The 19,249-nt window shown below is 64.4% G+C and carries 16 protein-coding genes and 1 pseudogene; 16 read left to right on the plus strand and 1 reads right to left on the minus strand.

What is annotated here, in order from left to right:
- The first annotated feature begins 20 nt into the window (after window positions 1–20).
- The 6 genes from ACZ92H_RS27795 to ACZ92H_RS27820 all read left to right on the plus strand — a co-directional run bounded on the left by ACZ92H_RS27795 (window position 21) and on the right by ACZ92H_RS27820 (window position 9,214).
- Entirely contained in the window at window positions 21–2,420 is a 2,400-nt protein-coding gene (locus ACZ92H_RS27795) for a TonB-dependent siderophore receptor (protein ID WP_465051778.1), read from the plus strand.
- A gap of 105 nt (window positions 2,421–2,525) precedes the next feature.
- On the plus strand, window positions 2,526–4,859 hold the full coding sequence (locus ACZ92H_RS27800; RefSeq protein ID WP_465051779.1) for a TonB-dependent receptor: 2,334 nt from the start codon (window positions 2,526–2,528) through the stop codon (window positions 4,857–4,859).
- 133 nt (window positions 4,860–4,992) lie between these two features.
- On the plus strand, window positions 4,993–5,490 hold the full coding sequence (locus ACZ92H_RS27805; protein WP_465051780.1) for a Fur family transcriptional regulator: 498 nt from the start codon (window positions 4,993–4,995) through the stop codon (window positions 5,488–5,490).
- Between the two features lie 116 nt (window positions 5,491–5,606).
- On the plus strand, window positions 5,607–6,707 hold the full coding sequence (locus tag ACZ92H_RS27810) for a branched-chain amino acid aminotransferase (protein ID WP_465051781.1): 1,101 nt from the start codon (window positions 5,607–5,609) through the stop codon (window positions 6,705–6,707).
- A gap of 209 nt (window positions 6,708–6,916) precedes the next feature.
- Window positions 6,917–7,633 carry a ribonuclease T2 family protein gene (locus ACZ92H_RS27815; RefSeq protein WP_465051782.1) on the plus strand — a complete coding sequence of 239 codons (717 nt, stop codon included), beginning with the start codon at window positions 6,917–6,919 and terminating at the stop codon, window positions 7,631–7,633.
- A gap of 168 nt (window positions 7,634–7,801) precedes the next feature.
- On the plus strand, window positions 7,802–9,214 hold the full coding sequence (locus tag ACZ92H_RS27820) for an MFS transporter (protein WP_131376921.1): 1,413 nt from the start codon (window positions 7,802–7,804) through the stop codon (window positions 9,212–9,214).
- 13 nt (window positions 9,215–9,227) lie between these two features.
- Here the strand turns inward: ACZ92H_RS27820 and ACZ92H_RS27825 are convergent, their stop codons facing one another.
- Window positions 9,228–10,862: an acyl-CoA synthetase gene (locus tag ACZ92H_RS27825; protein WP_465051784.1), complete on the minus strand. Its 1,635-nt coding sequence runs from the start codon at window positions 10,860–10,862 to the stop codon at window positions 9,228–9,230.
- Window positions 10,863–10,988: 126 nt separating this feature from the next.
- Here ACZ92H_RS27825 and ACZ92H_RS27830 point away from each other — a divergent pair, with 126 nt between their 5' ends.
- From ACZ92H_RS27830 to ACZ92H_RS27875, 10 genes and pseudogenes are all read left to right on the plus strand, one after another.
- Window positions 10,989–11,690 carry a Crp/Fnr family transcriptional regulator gene (locus tag ACZ92H_RS27830; RefSeq protein WP_131376916.1) on the plus strand — a complete coding sequence of 234 codons (702 nt, stop codon included), beginning with the start codon at window positions 10,989–10,991 and terminating at the stop codon, window positions 11,688–11,690.
- 62 nt (window positions 11,691–11,752) lie between these two features.
- Window positions 11,753–12,379, plus strand: a complete 627-nt coding sequence (locus tag ACZ92H_RS27835) for a helix-turn-helix domain-containing protein (RefSeq protein ID WP_131376913.1) — start codon at window positions 11,753–11,755, stop codon at window positions 12,377–12,379.
- A 23-nt stretch (window positions 12,380–12,402) separates the two neighbouring features.
- Window positions 12,403–12,807: a DUF2946 domain-containing protein gene (locus ACZ92H_RS27840; protein ID WP_465051785.1), complete on the plus strand. Its 405-nt coding sequence runs from the start codon at window positions 12,403–12,405 to the stop codon at window positions 12,805–12,807.
- Between the two features lie 83 nt (window positions 12,808–12,890).
- Complete coding sequence (locus tag ACZ92H_RS27845) at window positions 12,891–13,487, plus strand: SCO family protein (protein ID WP_465051786.1); 597 nt, start codon at window positions 12,891–12,893, stop codon at window positions 13,485–13,487.
- A 21-nt stretch (window positions 13,488–13,508) separates the two neighbouring features.
- A complete protein-coding gene (locus ACZ92H_RS27850) occupies window positions 13,509–13,976 on the plus strand; it encodes a copper chaperone PCu(A)C (protein WP_465051787.1) in 468 nt (155 codons plus the stop codon).
- A 120-nt stretch (window positions 13,977–14,096) separates the two neighbouring features.
- Window positions 14,097–14,774, plus strand: coding sequence for a TetR/AcrR family transcriptional regulator (locus tag ACZ92H_RS27855; protein ID WP_131376907.1), 678 nt, complete (start codon window positions 14,097–14,099; stop codon window positions 14,772–14,774).
- Window positions 14,771–15,970, plus strand: coding sequence for a multidrug effflux MFS transporter (locus tag ACZ92H_RS27860; protein WP_465051788.1), 1,200 nt, complete (start codon window positions 14,771–14,773; stop codon window positions 15,968–15,970). The genes ACZ92H_RS27855 and ACZ92H_RS27860 overlap by 4 nt, the downstream gene beginning before the upstream one ends.
- 131 nt (window positions 15,971–16,101) lie before the next feature.
- Window positions 16,102–17,448: a DUF3422 family protein gene (locus tag ACZ92H_RS27865; protein WP_465051789.1), complete on the plus strand. Its 1,347-nt coding sequence runs from the start codon at window positions 16,102–16,104 to the stop codon at window positions 17,446–17,448.
- 87 nt (window positions 17,449–17,535) lie between these two features.
- Window positions 17,536–19,050, plus strand: a complete 1,515-nt coding sequence (locus ACZ92H_RS27870; RefSeq protein WP_465051790.1) for a hypothetical protein — start codon at window positions 17,536–17,538, stop codon at window positions 19,048–19,050.
- A gap of 91 nt (window positions 19,051–19,141) precedes the next feature.
- Window positions 19,142–19,249: pseudogene (locus ACZ92H_RS27875) on the plus strand (IS1595 family transposase); the annotation flags it as partial.

Consider the following 19,249-nt stretch of genomic DNA (forward strand, 5'->3'; position numbering starts at 1 on the left):
TCAATATAACAAAGGAAGCCGTGCCGTTTTTACCCCGACCTCTGCCGTTTGCCCGCCGCCTGCTGCCGCTGTCCCTGGCTGCGGCGCTGCTGGCCGTGCCTGCCATGCATGGCCTGGCGGCGGAGGAGGCCGCGCGCAGCTTCCGCATCGCCGCCGCGCCGCTGGGCCAGGCCTTGCGCCAGTTTGCGGGCCAGGCGGGGATCTTGCTGTCGGCCGAAGGCGGCTTGACGCAGGGCAAGCGCAGCGTCGGCCTGAATGCCACCGTGGCCACCAGCCAGGGCTTGCGGCAATTGCTGACAGGCACGGGCCTCGTGGCCGTGCAGTTGCCGGATGGAAGTTACATCGTGCGCCTGGCGCCCGTGCCCCTGCATGCCGACGCGAATGGAGCAGGGACGGGCCTGCAGGTGCTGGCGCCTGTCACCGTGCAAGGCGACAGCGACGATGGCTACCGCCGCGCCAGCTCCGCCACCGCCAGCCGCAATGACACGGCCTTGCGCGACACGCCGCAAGCCGTCAGCGTCGTCACGGGCGAACTGATACGCGACCAGGACATGCGCAGCATGGCCGACGCCATGCGCTACATGCCGGGCGTGGGCACGGCCGCAGGCGAGGGCAACCGCGATACGGCCGTGATGCGCGGCAACAGCTCAACTTCGGATTTTTACCTGGACGGCATGCGCGACGACGTGCAGTACTACCGCGATTTCTACAATATCGAAAGAGTCGAAGCCATCAAGGGGCCGAACGCCATGGTCTTTGGCCGCGGTGGCGGCGGTGGCGTCATCAACCGCGCCACCAAGCAGCCGCAATGGAGCAGCGATGGCGAGGTCACGGCAAGCCTGGGCAGCTGGCGCAACCGGCGCGCCGCCCTCGATGTGCAGCAGGTGGTCGGCACCGGCGTGGCCGTGCGCGTCAACGCCATGGCGGAAGACAGCGACTCGTTTCGCCAGGGCGTCAACGTGCGCCGCAGCGCCATCAACCCCGTTGCCGCCTGGCGCCTGTCGCCGCGCACCATGGTGGTGGCCAGCTACGAACATTTCCGCGATGACCGGGTGACGGACCGGGGCGTGCCTTCCTACCAGGGGCGGCCGTTCGAGACGGACCCGTCCACCTTCTTCGGCATCGCCGGCAGCAGCCCGTCGTGGGCGTATATCGACGCGCTGGGCGTGACGGTGGAACACGACCTGGGTGGCGGTGTCAGCGTGCGCAACCGCACCCGCCTGGCCGATTACGACAAGCTGTACCAGAACGCCTTTCCCGGTCCCGTCAGTGCGGATGGGGCCAGCGTGACGGTGCTGGCGTACAACAGCGCGACCAAGCGGCGCAACCTGTTCAACCAGACGGACGTGGAGTGGACTGTGACGGCCGGGGCCGTGCAGCACCGCCTGACGGCGGGCGTGGAACTGGGCCGCCAGACGACGGACAATCTGCGCAACACCGGTTATTTCACCACCCTGGGGGACGATGTCACGCACATCAGCCTGCCCACCGCGCACCCGGTGACGGACTTGCCCGTGACCTTCCGTCCCAGCGCCACGGATGCGGACAACCATGGCGTGGCCGACACGGCCGCCATTTATCTGCAGGACCAGCTGCGTTTCGGGCCGCATTGGCAGGCCGTGGCGGGCGTGCGCTACGAGCGCTTCGCCGTCGACTTCGTCAACAGGCGCAACGGCGCGCGCATCGCCCGCACGGATGCGCCATGGTCGCCGCGCGCGGCCCTCATTTATCAGCCGGTGCCGGCCCTGTCGCTGTATGCCAGCGTCAGCCAATCCTTCCTGCCGCGCGCGGGCGAGCAGCTGGCATCGTTGACGCCCAGCAATGCCGTGTTCGAGCCGGAGCGTTTCCGCAACGTGGAGGCGGGCGCCAAATGGGATATCGCGCCGCTGCTGTCTGCCAGCGCGGCCCTGTACCGCCTGGAGCGCAGCAATGTCGCCGTTACCGATCCGCTCGATACCACGCGGGCCATGCTGGTCGACGGCCAGCGCAGCGAGGGGCTGGAACTGGAGATCAATGGCAAGGTCTTGCCCGGCTGGAGCATCGCGGGCGGCTATGCCTGGCAAAAAGCCGTGCTGACGGCCACGCAATCGGCCACGGCCCTGGCGGGCGCCACGGTGGCGCACGTGCCCAGGCACAGCCTGTCGCTGTGGAACCGCTACGATTTTTCCCCGGCCTGGGGCGTGGCGCTGGGCGTGATCGCCCGCAGCGCCGTATATGCCTCCGTGTCGGATACGGTGGCGCTGCCGGGCTTTGCCCGGGTCGACGGCGCCGTTTACTTCAAGCCACCGGGGAAATTTCAGTGGCAGCTGAATCTGGAAAACCTGTTCAACAAAAAATATTATGCCTCCGCCCACAGCAATGACAACATCGCGCCCGGTTCGCCCCGGGCGCTGCGCATGACGGCGCTGTGGCGGTTCTAGTGTTGTCGTACCCCAGTTTGTAGCACCAAGCAATCAACGAGCCAGCCAACTGCCGGGGGGCAGTAGCCAGCCAACTTATTCCATCCGATAGATTGAAAGATAGCGATGACATCGAAAGACAAAGCGGGCGTTACCATCCGCAGCCGCAAGCACCAGACCACTTCCACGCCGCGCATGCACGGCACGGCACTGGCCGCGTTCGCCACCCTGGCCATGCCGCTGGCGCTGCACGCGCAAACGACGGACAAGCCGCAGCAACTGCAGGAAGTCAAGGTCGTCGGCACGGCCGATCGCCTGATCCAGGCCCCGGTCAAGTCGGCCAACGACAAGCTGACGGCGCCGCTGCTGGACACGCCGAAATCCGTGACCGTGATTCCTGCTGAAATCATTTCGCAAACGGGCGCCGTCTCGCTGACGGACGCGCTGCGCACCGTGCCGGGCATCACCATCGGCGCCGGCGAAGGCGGCAACCCCGTGGGCGACAATCTGTTCATCCGCGGCTACAACGCGCAAACGGACACGTATATCGACGGCATCCGCGACACGGGTTCGCAATCGCGTGAAATCTTTGCGCTGGAACAAATCGAAGTCGTCAAGGGCCCGAACTCGGCCTACGGTGGACGCTCGTCCGCAGGTGGCGGCGTCAACCTGATCAGCAAGACCCCGAAAGTCGACAATTTCACCAACGCCACCGTGGGCCTGGGCAGCGCCAAGTACCGCCGCGCCACGGCTGACGTGAACCGTGTCATCAGCGACGACGTGGCCGTGCGCGTCAACGTGATGGCGCATGACGCCCACGTGGCCGGCCGCGACTACATCAATGGCGACCGCTGGGGCATCGCGCCGTCGATCACCTTCGGCCTGAAGTCGGCCACGCAGGCGACCCTCAGCTACTACCACATGCAGTCGAGCGAGTTGCCCGATACCGGTTTGCCATTCAATAACCCGTTTTCGTCCGGCGCGAATGTGTCGAAAAACGGCAATGGCACGCCCGTCAACGTGCCGCGCGAAACCTTCTACGGCCTGGTGAACCGCGATTTCCGCGATACGCAGAGCGATATCGGCACCATCGACGTGCGCCACGAATTCGGCAACAAACTGGTGCTGCGCAACGTGACCCGCTACGGCAAGACCAGCAATGACTACGTGTGGACCCAGCCTGACGATTCCAAGGGCAACACCATGCTGTACGGCACTGTCTGGCGCCGCGCCAACACGCGCACGACCGATACGCAGGCGCTGGCCAATGCGACCAGCCTGGGCGGCGAATTCCTGGCCGGCGGCGTGAAGAACACGTATACGCTGGGCCTGGAAATCGGCCGCGAGGAAACCGACCGCAGCTCGTACATCTTCAAGCCGGGCACGAACAACTTGCTTAACGGCACCACCGCCTGCCAGACGTCGGGCGCCGCCACCGGCTACAATTGCGCGCCGCTGATCAACCCGAACGCCAACGACCCGTGGGTCTACACGCGCTCGGTGTCGCCGGCACGCACCAACATCGTCACCAACACGCGTTCCGTGTACGGCTTCGACACGCTGGAATTCACGCCGCAATGGCTGCTCAACGTCGGCATCCGCTGGGATGACTACAAGAGCTCGCTGAACACGCCGGAATACACGCTCGACGGCAAGGTCACCGCCGCCAGCAGCGCCAACGTGCACGCCACCTTCGCCAGCTACCAGGCAGGCCTCGTGTACAAGCCATCGGCCAACAGCAGCGTGTATGTTTCCTACGGAACCTCGTCCACGCCACCGGGCAATGACGGCGGCGACGGCATCGACGGCTTGACGGCCGCCATCCAGAACCTGAAACCGCAGGAAAGCAAGAGCTTCGAGCTGGGCACGAAATGGGAAGTGCTGCCCGGCGGCCGCCTGTCCGTGAGCGGCGCCTATTTCCAGAGCGACATGAGCAATGCGCGCGTGACGGCACCGGACGGCAGCACGCAAAACGTGGGCGACAAGCAAGTCAAGGGGATCGAGCTGGGCGTGAGCGGCAATATCACCAAGGAATGGTCGGTCTTCGGCGGCTATACGCACCTGAACGCCATCGTGGAAAACAACGGCTATGTGACGAATGGCGTGATCAATGGCGTGACGCAATACGCGCCGTCGCCATACAACGGCAACCAGTTCCCCACCACGCCGAAAAACAGCGCGTCGCTGTGGACCTCGTATCTGGTCACGCCCGCCATCACGGTGGGCGGCGGCGTGAACTACGTCGACAAAGTCTATGCGAACGTGGCCAACAACAAGTTTGCCCCGGCCTACACGCGCTTTGACGCCATGGCCAGCTACGTGGTCAACCGCAACGTGACCCTGCAGCTGAACATCCAGAACTTGACCAACAAGCTGTACTTCGACAAGGTCTCCTCGCCGCACTACGCCGGCGTGGCACCGGGCCGCTCGGCAACCCTGACGGCCAACATGAAGTTCTGATGTTCGCCCGTTTGATGTAGCACAAGGCGCCATCCCGGCAGAGCGGGACGGCGCCTTTTTTCATTTTCCGGTTCCCTTTTTATCTTCTCGCTTGGCAATGTCAGTAGAGCTGAACGCACAAGCGGAGAATCCCATGCAAGACATTCACACCCAGGATAGCGGCCGCGTGTTCGAGCGCCTGCGCGCCGTGCGCCTGCGCCCGACCAGCGCGCGCATCTGCATCCTGCAGGTGCTGGCCGGCACGCAGCGGCAGGCCATGAATGCGGAAAGCATTTATCAGCAATTGCAGCAAATGGGCATTGCCGTCAGCCTGGGCACGATTTACCGCGTGCTCAAGGAAATGGAGCTGGCGGGCTTGCTGCTGCGCGAACGCGAAGCGAGCGCCAGCGGCAACAAGGCCCGCTATTTGATCAAGCCCGACCATGTGGAGGCGGACAGCTGCTATCTCGTGTGCCGGGTCTGCGAGCGCAGCGTGCTGGTGCAGGACGCGCCGCTGGTGGAGCAGTTGCGCCAGGCGGCGGCCACGCATGGCATGGAAATCGGCGCGAACGTGATTTCCGTGCAGATGCGCTGCAGCCATTGCGCCGAGGAAGCGCAGGCAGGGCGGGGCAAAGGCCTGCGCCCCTGCTGAGATGACGCCTGCCTTGATGCGCTGCAGCAAGGCAGGCGGGCGCTGCGCTCCCTCGCTGGGCGGATTAGGCGCTACAATAGGCAACCTCTTTATTCCTTTACTCCTCTGTTGCTGCCATGACCACTTCCACACCGAATCTCGTCGTCACCCCGTCCGCCCACCCCTTGTCCGATGCCGAGCGCGCCGCGCGCATGGTCAACCCGGCGTTTGGCCGCATCTTTACCGACCACATGGTGGTGATTCCTTACCGCGACGGCAAGTGGCAGCAAGGCGAACTGAAAGCCTACGGTCCGCTGATGCTGGACCCGTCCGCGTCGTCCCTGCACTACGGCCAGGCCATCTTCGAAGGTTACAAGGCGTTTGCCCAGCCGGACGGCAGCATCAAAACTTTCCGCCCGGAACAGAATGCCGAGCGCTTCAACCGCAGCGCCGCGCGCCTGGCCATGCCGGCCATCCCCGTCGAGCTGTTCCTGGAAGCGGGCGACGCGCTGATCGCGCAAGACCGCAACTGGGTGCCGAAGAACACAGGCGAGAGCCTGTACATGCGTCCGCTGATGATCGCCACCGATCCTTACCTGGGCGTGCGTCCGTCGGAAGAATACCTGTTCGTGCTGTTCGCCTCGCCAGCTGGCGCCTATTTCCCGAAAGGCGTGAAACCCGTCACCGTGTGGATCAGCGAAGACTTCGTGCGCGCCGCGCCAGGCGGCACGGGCGAAGCCAAGTGCGCGGGCAACTATGCGGCCAGCCTGATGGCCCAGTCGCAAGCACAGGAAAAGGGCTGCGACCAGGTCGTGTGGCTGGACGCCGTGCACCGCGAATTCATCGAAGAAATGGGCGGCATGAACCTGTTCTTCGTGTATAAAGATGGCGAGAAGATCACCGTCGTGACGCCGGAACTGACGGGCACCTTGTTGCCAGGCATTACCCGCCGCAGCCTGCTGGAAATGGCGAAAGACCTCGGCTATGCGACGGAAGAGCGTAAATTGTCGGTCCAGCAATGGCGCGACGACATCGCCTCGGGCCGCATGACCGAAGTGTTCGCTTGCGGCACGGCCGCCGTCATCACCCCCGTGGGCGTGGCCAAGGCCAATGGCTTTGAAATGACCATCAACAACAATGAAAACGGCGCCGTCACCCTGGCCCTGCGCGAAGCGCTGCTGGGCTTGCAGCATGGCACGGCACCGGACGCGCATGGCTGGATGCACAAAGTTTGCTAACCGATGTCACCTGAGCAAACCTGCTGCGCGTCACTGGTACGGCCGGCGATGCTCACCGTACCAGTGACGCTTGCGCTTCTTGGCCGCAAGGGGGCGCCGAGCCTCACTGCAGCTCGCTACGGTTTTGTCAGGTGGCGTGACTGATGTTGTTCGTTTTGACCGCGCCGGCACCCAGTTGCCGGCGTTTTTTATATCTTGAAGGAAACTCGATGAAAATCCGCTCTGTCTTGCCCGCGCTGGCCGCCGTTTTCCTCGGCCTGTCCGCTGGCGCCGTGCACGCGGCCGACGCCACGTGCGCCGTTCCCCGCAACGTCAGCTATGCCGATTACGACGTGAAACCGTCGGACGAGAAAAACACGTGCTACAAGCAGAGCACGAATGTGCCGACCGATTCCTTCATGCTGGCGCTGTCGTGGTCGCCCGGCTTTTGCGACAGCCAGCGCCGCCGCGGCGAAGTGTCGAAGAAGGCTGCCTTCCAGTGTGCCGAGAGCAATCACTTCGGCTGGATCGTGCATGGCTTGTGGGCGCAGTCGGACAATCCGGCCACCTGCGAAGACATCTCCGTGACGCCGCCGCGCAAGACGGAGCTGCACCCGCGCTATTGCAAGGGCAATTTGCCGAAACTGGCGCCGTCGGACATCCTGCCGTATATGTGCATGCAGCCCGGCGAAGCTTTGCTGCAGGGCGAATGGGAAAAGCATGGCGCCTGCGATTTCGACACGGCCAAGGAGTATTTCGAGAAGGAACGCGAACTGTTCCAGGCCTTGAAGTTGCCGGACACTACCATGCCGAAAAATGCGCTGTTCCAGTGGATGAAGCAGCACAACCCGCAGCTGAAAGGCCGCTGGCTCGGCTATGAAAAGCATTCGGGCGAATTGCGCATCTGCTACTCGAAAGACTTTAAAGTCATCGATTGCAAGAAATAACACACGCTTGGTCATCCGATAACAGGCGGCCCAAACGTCGGCGGGCTGCCCGGCAGACTCCGTTCATCCATGCTAGTGTGTTGCCTGCGGCCATACTCTTGGCCTCTAACAAGAAGGTGCCCGGCGCAAGCGTGGCTGGCGGCGCGGCATGGATTTGGTATCGGATCAATGATGTTCAAGCAAAACAGGGCGCAGCCCTTCCTCGTGGGAGAGGACGGCTTGCCGCCGAATGCCCGTTTATGGGCCATGCTGTCCCTGGCCATCGGCGTCGGCATGGCCTCGCTCGATACGGCCATCGCCAACACGGCCTTGCCGGCCATCGCCGGCGAGCTGCACACGACTCCTGCCGCCTCCGTCTGGATCGTGAATGTGTACCAGCTGGCCATGGTGGCGACCCTGCTGCCGTTTTCCGCCCTGGGCGAAATCACTGGCTACCGCCGCGTGTTCATTTCCGGCATGTTTTTATTCACGCTCGCCTCGCTGGCCTGCGCGCTGGCCTGGTCCTTGCCGTCGCTGGTGGTGGCGAGGCTGTTTCAAGGCGTGGGCGCCAGCGCCATGATGAGCGTCAACACGGCGCTGTTGCGCGCCCTGTATCCCAAGCATCTGCTGGGGCGCGCCTTCGGCAACAATGCCCTGGTGGTGGCCGTCGCGTTTGCCATCGGGCCCACGGCCGCGTCCTTGATCCTGGCGACGGCGTCGTGGCCGTGGCTGTTCGCCATCAACGTGCCGCTGGGCGTGGCGGGCTTCTTCCTGGCCAGCCGCATGCTGCCGGCGACCAGACTGTCCGGCCATACGCTCGATGCGCGCACGGCCCTGTACAACGTGGGCGCCTTCGGTTTGCTGATTTTATTGTTCGGCGACGCGGCCCATCACGCTGCACTGTCCACCCTGCTGCCGGAACTGGTGGCCGTGGCGATTTTCTTTGTCTTGCTGCTGCGCCGCCAGGCGGGGCACGCGGCGCCCATGCTGCCGATCGACCTGTTCCGCCGTCCCCTGTTTTTGCTGTCGTCGCTGACGGCCATCTGCACCTTTGCCGCGCAGGGGCTGGCCTTCGTTTCGCTGCCATTCTATTTTGAAGTGACGCTCGGCCGTTCGCCCGTGGAAACGGGTTTCCTGATGACGCCGTGGGCCGTGCTGGTGGCCGTGATGGCACCCGTGGCCGGGCGGCTGAGCGACCGCTATTCGCCGGGCGTGCTGGGCGGCATCGGCCTGGCGGCGCTGGCGGGCGGCTTGCTGACACTCGTATGGATACCGGCGCACCCCAGCGCCTTCGACATCGGCTGGCGCATGGCCTTGTGCGGCGTCGGTTTCGGCTTTTTCCAGGCGCCCAATTTGAAAGCCATCATGGGCAGCGCGCCGCCCGAACGGGCCGGCGGCGCCAGCGGCGTGGTGGCCACCTCGCGCCTGATCGGCCAGGCCAGCGGCGCCGCGCTGGTCGCCTATTGCTTCACGATTTCCGCCACGCGGGGCACGACGTATGCGCTGTGCCTGGCGGCAGGTTTTGCCGGCGTGGCCAGCGTGGCCAGCTTCTCGCGCCTGGTGGTGGCGCAGCCGGCGTGGCTGGCTGGCAAGCGCGACTGACCAGGCAAGCGCATCAGACGTCGATGGCCTTGTCGGACTGCATGCGCTTGCGCAGTTCGAACTTCTGGATCTTGCCCGTCGAGGTGCGGGGCAGGGGACCGAAATAAATGGCTTTCGGCACCTTGAATCCGGCCAGGTTGTTCTTGCAGAAGGCGATCAGTTCCGCTTCCGTCACGCTCGCGCCTTCGCGCAGTTCGACAAAGGCGCACGGCGTCTCGCCCCATTTTTCATCGGGCTGGGCGATGACGGCGGCGGCCAGCACTTGCGGATGGTGGTACAAGGCATCTTCCACCTCCACGCTGGAAATGTTTTCGCCGCCGGAGATGATGATGTCCTTGCTGCGGTCCTTCAGCTTGATATAGCCGTCCGGATACATCACGCCCAGGTCGCCCGTGTGGAACCAGCCGCCCGCGAACGCTTCCTGCGTGGCCTGTTCATTTTTCAGGTAGCCTTTCATGCAGATATTGCCGCGGAACATGATCTCACCGATCTGTTCGCCGTCGGCCGCTACCGGCTGCATGCTCTCCGGGTCCAGCACGGCCACGGCGCTTTGCAGGTGGTAGCGCACGCCCTGGCGCGATTTCAATACGGCCCGTTCTTCCTGGCTCAGGGCCGCCCACTCATCCTGCTCGGCGCAGATGGCGGCCGGGCCATACACTTCCGTCAAGCCGTACGAGTGGATCAAGTCAAAGCCCATGGCTTCGATCTTGGCCACCATGGCGGCCGGCGGCGGCGCACCGGCCACCATGCCGCGCACGGTCCAGGCTATGCCCTCGCGCCAGTTGGCGGGCGCGTTGGCCAGCGCCGCATGGACGATGGGCGCGGCGCAATAATGGGTGATGCGCAAGTCGCGTATCAGGTCGAACACGAGCTTCGGCTCGAACTTGCGCAGGCACACGTTCACGCCCGCGCGGGCGGCCACGGTCCACGGGAAGCACCAGCCGTTGCAGTGGAACATGGGCAAGGTCCACAGGTAGACGGCATGCTTGGGCATGTCCCATTCCAGGATGTTCGACAGGGCATTCAAGGCCGCGCCGCGGTGGTGGTATACCACGCCTTTCGGGTCGCCCGTGGTGCCGGACGTGTAGTTGAGGGCGATGGCGTCCCACTCGTCGGCCGGCCCCTGCCAGGCGTACTCGGGGTCGCCGCTGGCCAGCAAGGCTTCATAGTCGAGCTCGGCAAAGGGTTCCACTTCCGGACCCAGCACGTCATTGACCTGGATCACGCGCAAGCCGGGAATCTGCGCCGCCATCTGGCGCGCCAGGTCGGCGAATTCTGTGTCGGCCAGCAAGACTTTCGCCTGGCCATGGCGCAGCATGAAGGTCAGGGAGGCCAGGTCGAGGCGGATATTGAGGGCATTGAGGACGGCGCCTGCCATGGGCACGCCAAAGCTCGCTTCCACCATGGCGGGCGTGTTCGGCAGCATCACGGCCACCGTGTCGCCCGTGCCCACGCCCAGCTTGACGAGGCCGGAGGCCAGGCGGCGCGTGCGCGCATACGTGTCGTGCCAGCTCTGGCGCAGTGCGCCATGTGCAATTGCCAGGCGATTGCCATATACTGCGGCTGCCCTGGCGATATAGTCGAGCGGGGTCAGGGGGGCATAGTTGGCGCTGTTTTTGCCGAGACCGGTGTTGAAGTCGGGTGTCATGCTTGTCTCCAGGTAAAAAAATTCTGCAGCTCCCTGTTTCGGGATTGATAGGGCTTAGCATAGCACCGGCGCTGGAAAATCACTGTCATCTTAGTGACAAGTCAGTAGCGGCAATTGAAGGATGGAATGGACAGCAACGATAAGGTCATCAATGCAGTACCCGAACTCGACAGCCACGACTGGTTTGCGGCCCTCGATGCCCGGCATCAATTGCTGCTGCGCGCACACAGCCTCGTCAGGCATTATGAGGCGGGCGCCGTCATCACGCGGCGCGGCGAGCCGTCGCAGCACTGGATCGGCGTGCATACGGGCTTGATCAAGCTGGCCGTCTACAATGCCGACGGGCGCGGCGCCACGTTTTCCGGCGTGCCGGCCGGCGGCTGGTGCGGCGAAGGCAGCGTGCTCAAGCGCGAGCTGCGCCGCTACGACGTGGTGGCCGTGCGCGCCTCCGATATCATCCTCGTGCCGGTGGACCTGTTTCATCTGCTGCTGGCTGAAAGCCTTTCCTTCAACGCCTTCGTCATCCGCCAGCTCAACGAGCGCATGGGGCAATTCATCGCCACCATCCAGAACCAGCGCCTGCTGGCCGTCGACGCGCAAGTGGCGCAGGCCATCGCGCAGCTGTTCCATCCCATGCTATATCCGCGCACGTCCCGCGTGCTTGAGCTGTCGCAGGAAGAAATCGGCTTGCTGACCGGCATTTCGCGCCAGCGCGTGAACCAGGCGCTGGGCCATCTGGCCGAGCTCAAGCTGATCAGCATTGCCTACCAGGCCATCCGCGTGGTGGACCTCGATGGCTTGCGCCGCTACGGCGTGGCGTCGCTGTGATGACAGACGGGGCGCGCGATGTGTGGCATGCTGATGCCTCGTTCATGATATTGACTTGACGCATGGCACTCGTTTCCGATCATCCCTTGCACTTGCTGGGCTTGCGCTTTCCGCTCAGGCTGCGCGTCACCGTGCGCCAGGGTTTTGTTACCTTGCATAATGAAATCACCACCAAGAAACTGGGCAGCGGCGACAGCTTCGTCGTGCCCGCGTTCCTGCGCTTCGCCTGCGACGTGATGCCGGGACGGGGCAAGCCGGCCGTCTTCACCCTGGCGCTGGAAGCGGACGAGGCGCAGGCGGGCCACGGCGGCGGCAAGCGCTGGAGCCAGGCCCTGGCGCGGCATATCTTTCACTCGCCGCAAGGCAAGTGGACGGCGGCCCGCCTGGCGGCCCTGTGGCAAGTCACGCCGCACAAGGCCAGGGCACGGCTGTTTGCGGAAGGGGAAGCCTTGCTCAGCCTGGTGCGCGAACAGCGCCTGGCGCACGCGCTGCACACGGCCGCGCAAGGCCATGACCACGGCGGCGGCGATGCCGCGCGCGACCTGGCGCAAGTGGCGGCCGGTTCCGGCTTTGCCTCGATCCCCGCGTTTTGCGACGCCTGCGTGGACGTGGCCGGCATCCGGCCCAGCCTGTTCCTGCGCGGACAGGGCGCGGTGTCCGGCCCCGTATCCACCCCTGCGCCCGGATAGCCAGACTCCGTTATAATCGGGCCATGGGATCTTTATTGAAGCGCAAACAGTGGCACATGTGGTTCGCCTGCCTGGCGATACTGCTCAATGCGCTGTCGCCGTCCCTGTCGTACGCGTTTGCTTCCCTGCACGCGAATGCGAACGGCGCCGCCGTCGACATCTGCTCGGCCAGCGGTGCCGTGTACGCGCAAGCCGATCTGCCAGCCCCTTTCAAGGCCACGACATCGACCACCGATTCCGTGCTGCACCACATCGAGCATTGCCCGTTCTGCATGAACCATGCGGGCAGCGTGGGCTTGCCGCCGTCCGCCTCGCCGCTGGCCGCCGTCACGGGCCACGATGCGTATCCGCCCCTGTTTTACCAGGCGCCGCAGCCGCAGTTCGCCTGGCTTGCCGGCCGTCCGCGCGGTCCGCCCGCGCCGGCCTGAATCCCCCTGTTCTGCCTGCCGCCTGGCGGCACGGCATCTGCTTCCTGATTTGCATCAACTACGCCCATTGGGCCGGAACTACCATGAAACGTCGTCTCTTCCTTCTCGCCGGCACGGCGGGATTGCTGACGCTTGCCGCTTGCGAGCCAGCACCGAAACCCCATTACAACGGCCTCGACCTGACGGGCGGCGATTACAAGCCCGACTTCAAGTTGAGCGGCCCCGACGGCAAGGTGTATACCCTGGCCGACTTCAAGGGCAAATATGTGATGGTCTTCTTTGGCTTCACGCAATGCCCGGACGTGTGCCCGACGGCTTTGTCGCGGGCGCTGGAAATCCGCCAGAAACTGGGTGCCGATGCCGATAAACTGCAAGTGATCTTCATCAGCATCGACCCCGAGCGCGATACGCCCGAGTTGCTGGGCGAATACATGCGCGCCTTCGACCCCAGTTTCCTCGGCTTGCGCACGGATCCGAAAAATACGGCGCAGACGGCCTTCAACTACAAGGTCTTCTACCGCCGCGTACCCAGCGGCAGCTCGTACACGATGGACCACACGGCCATCAGCTATGTGCTCGATCCGGAAGGACGCATGCGCCTGGGCTTGAAGCACCAGTTGACGGGCGACGAATGCGTGCAAGACATCAAGACCTTGATGAAATCGAAATACACCTTATAAATATCTCTGAAAGGAATGATCATGACCCATCTGAAAACCCTGCTGGCCACGGCCCTGGCCGTGCTGTCGTTCTCCGCCGCCGCGCAAAGCGCCGTGCAGATCACTGATCCGTGGGTGCGCGCCACCGTGCCGCAGCAAAAGGCCACGGGCGCCTTCATGCAGATCACGGCGCCGAAAGCCATGCGTTTGCTGGAAGTGCGCTCGTCCGTGGCGGGCGTGGCGGAAATCCATGAAATGAGCATGGCGGACAACATGATGCGCATGCGCCAGGTCAAGGACATCGCCTTGCCAGCCGGCAAAGCCGTGGAACTGAAGCCGGGCGGCTACCACGTCATGCTGCTGGACTTGAAAGGGCAGGTGAAGGCGGGCGACAAGATCCCGCTGACCCTGGTGCTGGAAGGCGAGGACAAGCACCGCGAAACCATCGAAGTGACGGCCGTGGCCCGGCCGCTGGGCGCCACGGGCACCATGCCGGCCATGAAGCACTGATCGCGCCAGTCTGCACGCAAGCCCGGCATGCCGGGCTTTTTTACGTCTGCCTGAAAATTAAACGGTTGTTTGATATAATTCCTACCAATATTAAACAAGCGTTTAAATGGTAAAGACAACATGACAGAAGACAAGGGCACTGAAAAAGAAAGCGAGCCGGCGCGCGCGCGCATCCTGCAGGTGGCGGCCGACTTGTTTGCCGACGATGGCTACAAGGCTACCTCCGTGCGCAGGATTTGCGAGGCGGCCCGGGTCAACGTGGCGATGGTCAATTATTATTTTCATAGCAAGGAAGAACTGCACCTGGCCGCCTTCGACTATGCGCGCGCGCTGGCGCGCGCCTCGGCGGCCGACGTGGCCGCCGCCAGTGCGCAGGCACAGCTGCCGCCCGTTGAGCAATTGCGCCTGGCCATCGAAGCGCTCGTTTTCGACATGCTGCGCGCAGGGCCGGCGTCGCTGTTCAGCCGCCTGGTGGCGCGCGAACTGATCGAGCCGACGGCCGCCATCCACAAGCTGGCCGAGCGCAATGTGCGGCCCCAGCACGCCTTGTTCACGGGACTGATCCGTGGCGTGGTGGGGCCGGACATGCCGGCGCCGGTGGTGCAGAAATGCGTGTTCAGCGTGATTGGCCAGGTGGTGTTCTATGCCCGTTCGCGCATCGTGCACGAGCTGGTCGTGCCGGAAATCACCTATGACGAGGCGGGCATCGCCAGCATCGCGCAGCATGTCGCCGCGTTTTCGCTGGCGGCCCTGGACGGCTTGCGCCGCCAGCATGGGGAAACGGCGGTGCGCGCATGAAGGCCCGCAACCTGACCCTGGTGCTCGCCGGCCTGTCCATGCTGGGCCCGTTTGCCACCGATACCTTCCTGCCATCGTTTCCCGCGATCAGCAGCCATTTCGACGTCAGCAGCGTGCTGGTGCAGCAGACCCTCAGCGTCTACCTGGCCGCCTATGCCTTCATGACCTTGTTCTACGGCACCTTGTCCGATTCGTTCGGCCGCCGTCCCGTGATCCTGGCCTCCTTGCTGATCTTTGCCGTCGGCTCCATCGGCGCCGCGTTCGCGCCCAGCTTTGGCTGGCTGCTGTTCTTCCGCGGCATGCAGGGCGCGTCGGCGGGGGCGGGCAGGGTGATCGGGCAGGCCATCGTGCGCGACAGCCTGTCGGGCGCGGCCGCGCAAAAGATGCTGGCCAATATCATGATGGTGTTCGGCATCGCCCCCGCCATCGCGCCCATCATCGGCGGCTGGCTGCACGTGGCCTATGGCTGGCAATCGACGTTCGTCTTCACGTTCGGCGTCACCGTGCTGCTGGCGCTGGCCTGCCTGAAAGGCTTGCCAGAAAGCTTGCCCGCCGCGCAACGCCAACCCTTCCACCTGGGCGCCATCGCCCGCAATTACTGGCAGGCGCTGCGGCACCGTACTTTCCTGCTGCGTTCGCTGGCCGTGGCTTTCGCCTTTGGCGGCTTCGCCCTGTACATCGCCTCGGCGCCGCATTTCATCCTGGAACTGCTGCGCCTGCCGGAGACGGGCTTTGGCTGGATGTTCGTGCCCATGGTGGCGGGCCTGGTGCTGGGTTCGGCCCTGTCCGGCAAGCTGGCGCACACGGTCAAGAGCAGCGTCCTGGTGCGCTGGGGCTTGCTGGTAATGGCGGCCACGGGCGCCTTGAACATGGCGTACAACCACTGGTGTGCCGCCAGCATCCCGTTTGCCGTCGTGCCCGTCATGCTGTATGCATTCGGCATGTCGCTGGCCTTGCCGGGCATGACCATGTCGACCCTGGATATTTTTCCGCGGATGCGGGGCCTGGCCGCGTCCCTGCAGAATTTCGTGCAGATGGTGCTGTTCGCGCTGGTGTCCGGCTTTGTCGCGCCGCTGCTGTTCGACAGCGCCTTCAAGCTGGCCATGGGGCAAGCTGCGGCCGTCGTGCTGGCCGCGTTTTTCTGGTGGCTGGGCACGCGCCAGACTGCGGCTGTTGGCGTTGCGCAAGGGGTGTGAATGCATGGAAAGATGAGCTAATGGCTGGGCATGCTTCCTGCTTTGTTACACTGTGACAATCAGACCCGCGCCGCGGGCGCGCCAGCACGCGCGCGGGTCTAAGCAGTTTTGCAACTTTACCTTTGGCTATCATGCACTTGATTAACTCCAGTTTGAACCACGCCTTGCGCGTGCCGCTGGCAGCGGAAATCCACTCGCGGCCCTTCCTGCAGCTCGACGCCCCCGAGCTGATCACCCATCTGGCCGTCTACAAGGACGACAGTGCGGCGCCCGGGGCGTCGAACATGGCTGCCCAGCACGCCACCCTGGCGGCCCTGTGCACGCATTTCGGCGTCACGCCGCCCGCCGCCGAAGCCAAGTATTTTTATTACGATTTCGGCCGCTTCCGCCTGAAGTGGGAGTGCCACACGGAATTTGCCACGTTTACCTTTGCCGAGCATCCTGGCACCGCCTTGCCCCTGGAGCAGGCGTTCGAGCGCATGCCGCTCGAGCAATTGCCGCAGCAGTGGCTGGCGGGCTTGAAGGGCAAGCTGATGGTGGCGGCCCACGTGGTGCTCGAGCAGGCAACGGAGCCTGCCGAGATCTTCATGCAAGGCTTGTCGCGCGTGTTCGAGGGCAATACCCTGGCCGGCAGCAAGGTGCTGCAGGGCGGCGAACTATGGACGGATTTCACGATCCAGTCCGACGGCTTCAGCCGTTTCGTCATCCGCGACGCGGGCATGCGTTCGCAGCAGTCGGGCCGGCTGGTGCAGCGCGTGCTGGAAATCGAAACCTACCGCATGATGGCCTTGCTGGGCTTGCCGTACGCCATGCAGGCGGCGCCATCCTTGAACGCCATCGAGAACGAATTGGCGACCCTGGCCGCCGCCATGGTCGACACGGACGATGCGCCTGGCCTGGCCAAGGCCGACGAGGGCGTGGCCGAGCAAGCCTTGCTCGACCGCATCACGCGCCTGGCGGCACGCATCGAGAAGCTCTCGCTCGACAATAGCTACCGTTTCTCCGCCTCGAAAGCCTACATGGGCCTCGTCAAGGCGCGCATCGAAGAGTTGCGCGAAGTGCGCATCGAGGGCATTCCCACGGTCGAGGAATTCATGGATCGCCGCCTGACGCCGGCCATGAACACGTGCGAAGCGATGGCCAGCCGCCAGGAAGCCATGGCGCAGCGCATCGCCAACACGAATGACTTGCTGCGCACGCGCGTGGGCATCGTGCAGGAATTGCAGAACCGGCAAATCCTGCAATCGATGAACGCCCGCGCCGCGCAGCAGCTGCGCCTGCAGCAGGCCGTGGAAGGCTTGTCCGTGGCGGCGATATCCTATTACGTGATCGGCCTGTTCAGCTACACGGGCAAGGCGGCCAAGGTGATGGGGCTGCCCGTGAATCCGGAAATCCTCGTCGGCGCGCTGGTGCCGTTCGTGGCGGCCGGGGTATGGCTGGGCTTGCGCCGCATGCACCACAAGCTGCACGCGGACTGAGCAGGCCAGGCAGCATGGCGGTGCGTACGCCGCGCGCCGCCAATCTTTGCTATCGTCCGGCCTCAGCGTTCGCCGGAAGGATAGACAGTGCTTGCCAAAGTTGGAGATATCTACAGTGTGTTTTCGCCCAGGCTGCAGCAATACGTGGCTTGCCAGGTCACGGCCATCGAGGACGATGCTTCGTCCGCCGGTGCGCCGCTGGCCGCCGTCCTGCAGCTCGACTGGACGGGCGACAGCTTGCCCGATGCGGCCGCCGTGCGCGCGATGCGCCCGCTGGTGTGCGATTACTATTTCTGGAACCGCCGCCACGACCACAGTTTTGCCAATGCCAGCGTGCCGCCGCATTACACCTGGATTGCGAATATCGCGCCGCTGGCCGACGAGGAAGTGAAGAGCTACAGCGGCGGCTGGCACATGGGCGACAGCGTGGTCCGCCAGCGCCGCTGGGAGCAGGTCGATCCTGCCAGGCGCCAGCGCTTCAAGGCCGCGACCAGCGAGGAAGTCACGCTTGCCGGCCAGTCCTTGCGCCAGAATACGAGCCGCATCGGCGACAGCATCCTGCAGGCCCTGGGCGACGTGGCGGAACTGGACCGGCTGCCCTGCCTGACGGCGATCGAGACGCGCGAGGGCAGCGCCGCGCTGGCCGCCTATCTCAACAGCCACCCCCTGATCAGTGAAGTGCATTGGCGGTCATCGACGGTCACGGAACTCGGCCTGGGCAACAGCCATGTCAGCCGCCTCATCCTGGACCCGCAAGGGCTGCAAACCGTGCGCCTGAACGATGGCCTGTCCTCCCTGATAGTGAATGGCGCGCCGTCGCCCGCGCTGCGCATCGACGATCCGCATGCGGGCCGCTTCCTGCGCCTGCAATTGACGGGCGCCGTGGCGCCGTTCCACGGTCTCGACCAGCTGGCGCAGCTGTCGCTGAGCGCCATGCCGGCCGTGGATTTCGCCGCCGTGGCCGGACGCTTTCCGCAGCTGGCGGAATTGACGGTGTGGGGCAAGCCGGCACTCGCGTCGAACGTGGGCAGCATCGCCCGCCTGACGTGCCTGCGCGAATTTGCCGCCCATGAACTGTTCGGCTACCACCCCGATGAGTTTCCCGCGCCGGCGCAGATGCCGGCCTTGTCCAGCCTGCACCTGGCCAGCCTGCCCGCCGATGCGGCGAAGGCGATCAAGGCCCGCTATAAGAAAGCGGCGGCGCTGGGACTGGAGCTGTCCGTGACGCGGCCGCGCACGCCGGAATGGCTGGCGGAAAATCTGGACAACCCGTTCCGCAACTGGGATGGCCGCGAGCACATCGCCGTGGCGCAGGCCAGGAAGGCCGCCCAGGCCTATAAAAAGCTGCTGGCTGCGGCGCGCACCATCGATGCGGATGGCGATGGGGCGGCCGCGCAAGGCATTGCACGGCAGATGGTTACTGACTATGTCGCCGCGTTCAACCAGATGGCGCGGCGTTCCAGCATCATCGAAACGGTGGAGCGCGATGAAATCTATGTGGCGCTGGAACAGGTATTGACGCAAGTGCAGCAGCGCGCAGGGGCGGCAAGCGTCGACGCCGCCAGCCTGTGCGAGGTGTTCGACCGCATGCGCGATTTTTAATGGCTCTGTCCTCGTAAAATAGGGGAAATGCAGGAATCTTTCCTTGGCGCTGCTGTCTGACTCTGCATACCCACCACACAGGGAGCAGACCATGCAGCCAGCCGAATGGATCAGCTTTATCGCGCAGTTTGCGCAGTTGAACCGGCGCCAGCGGCAGGCGGGCATGGCCCTGCTGCGTGGCAACACGCCACACGACGCG

The organism is Janthinobacterium foliorum, assembly GCF_978021625.1.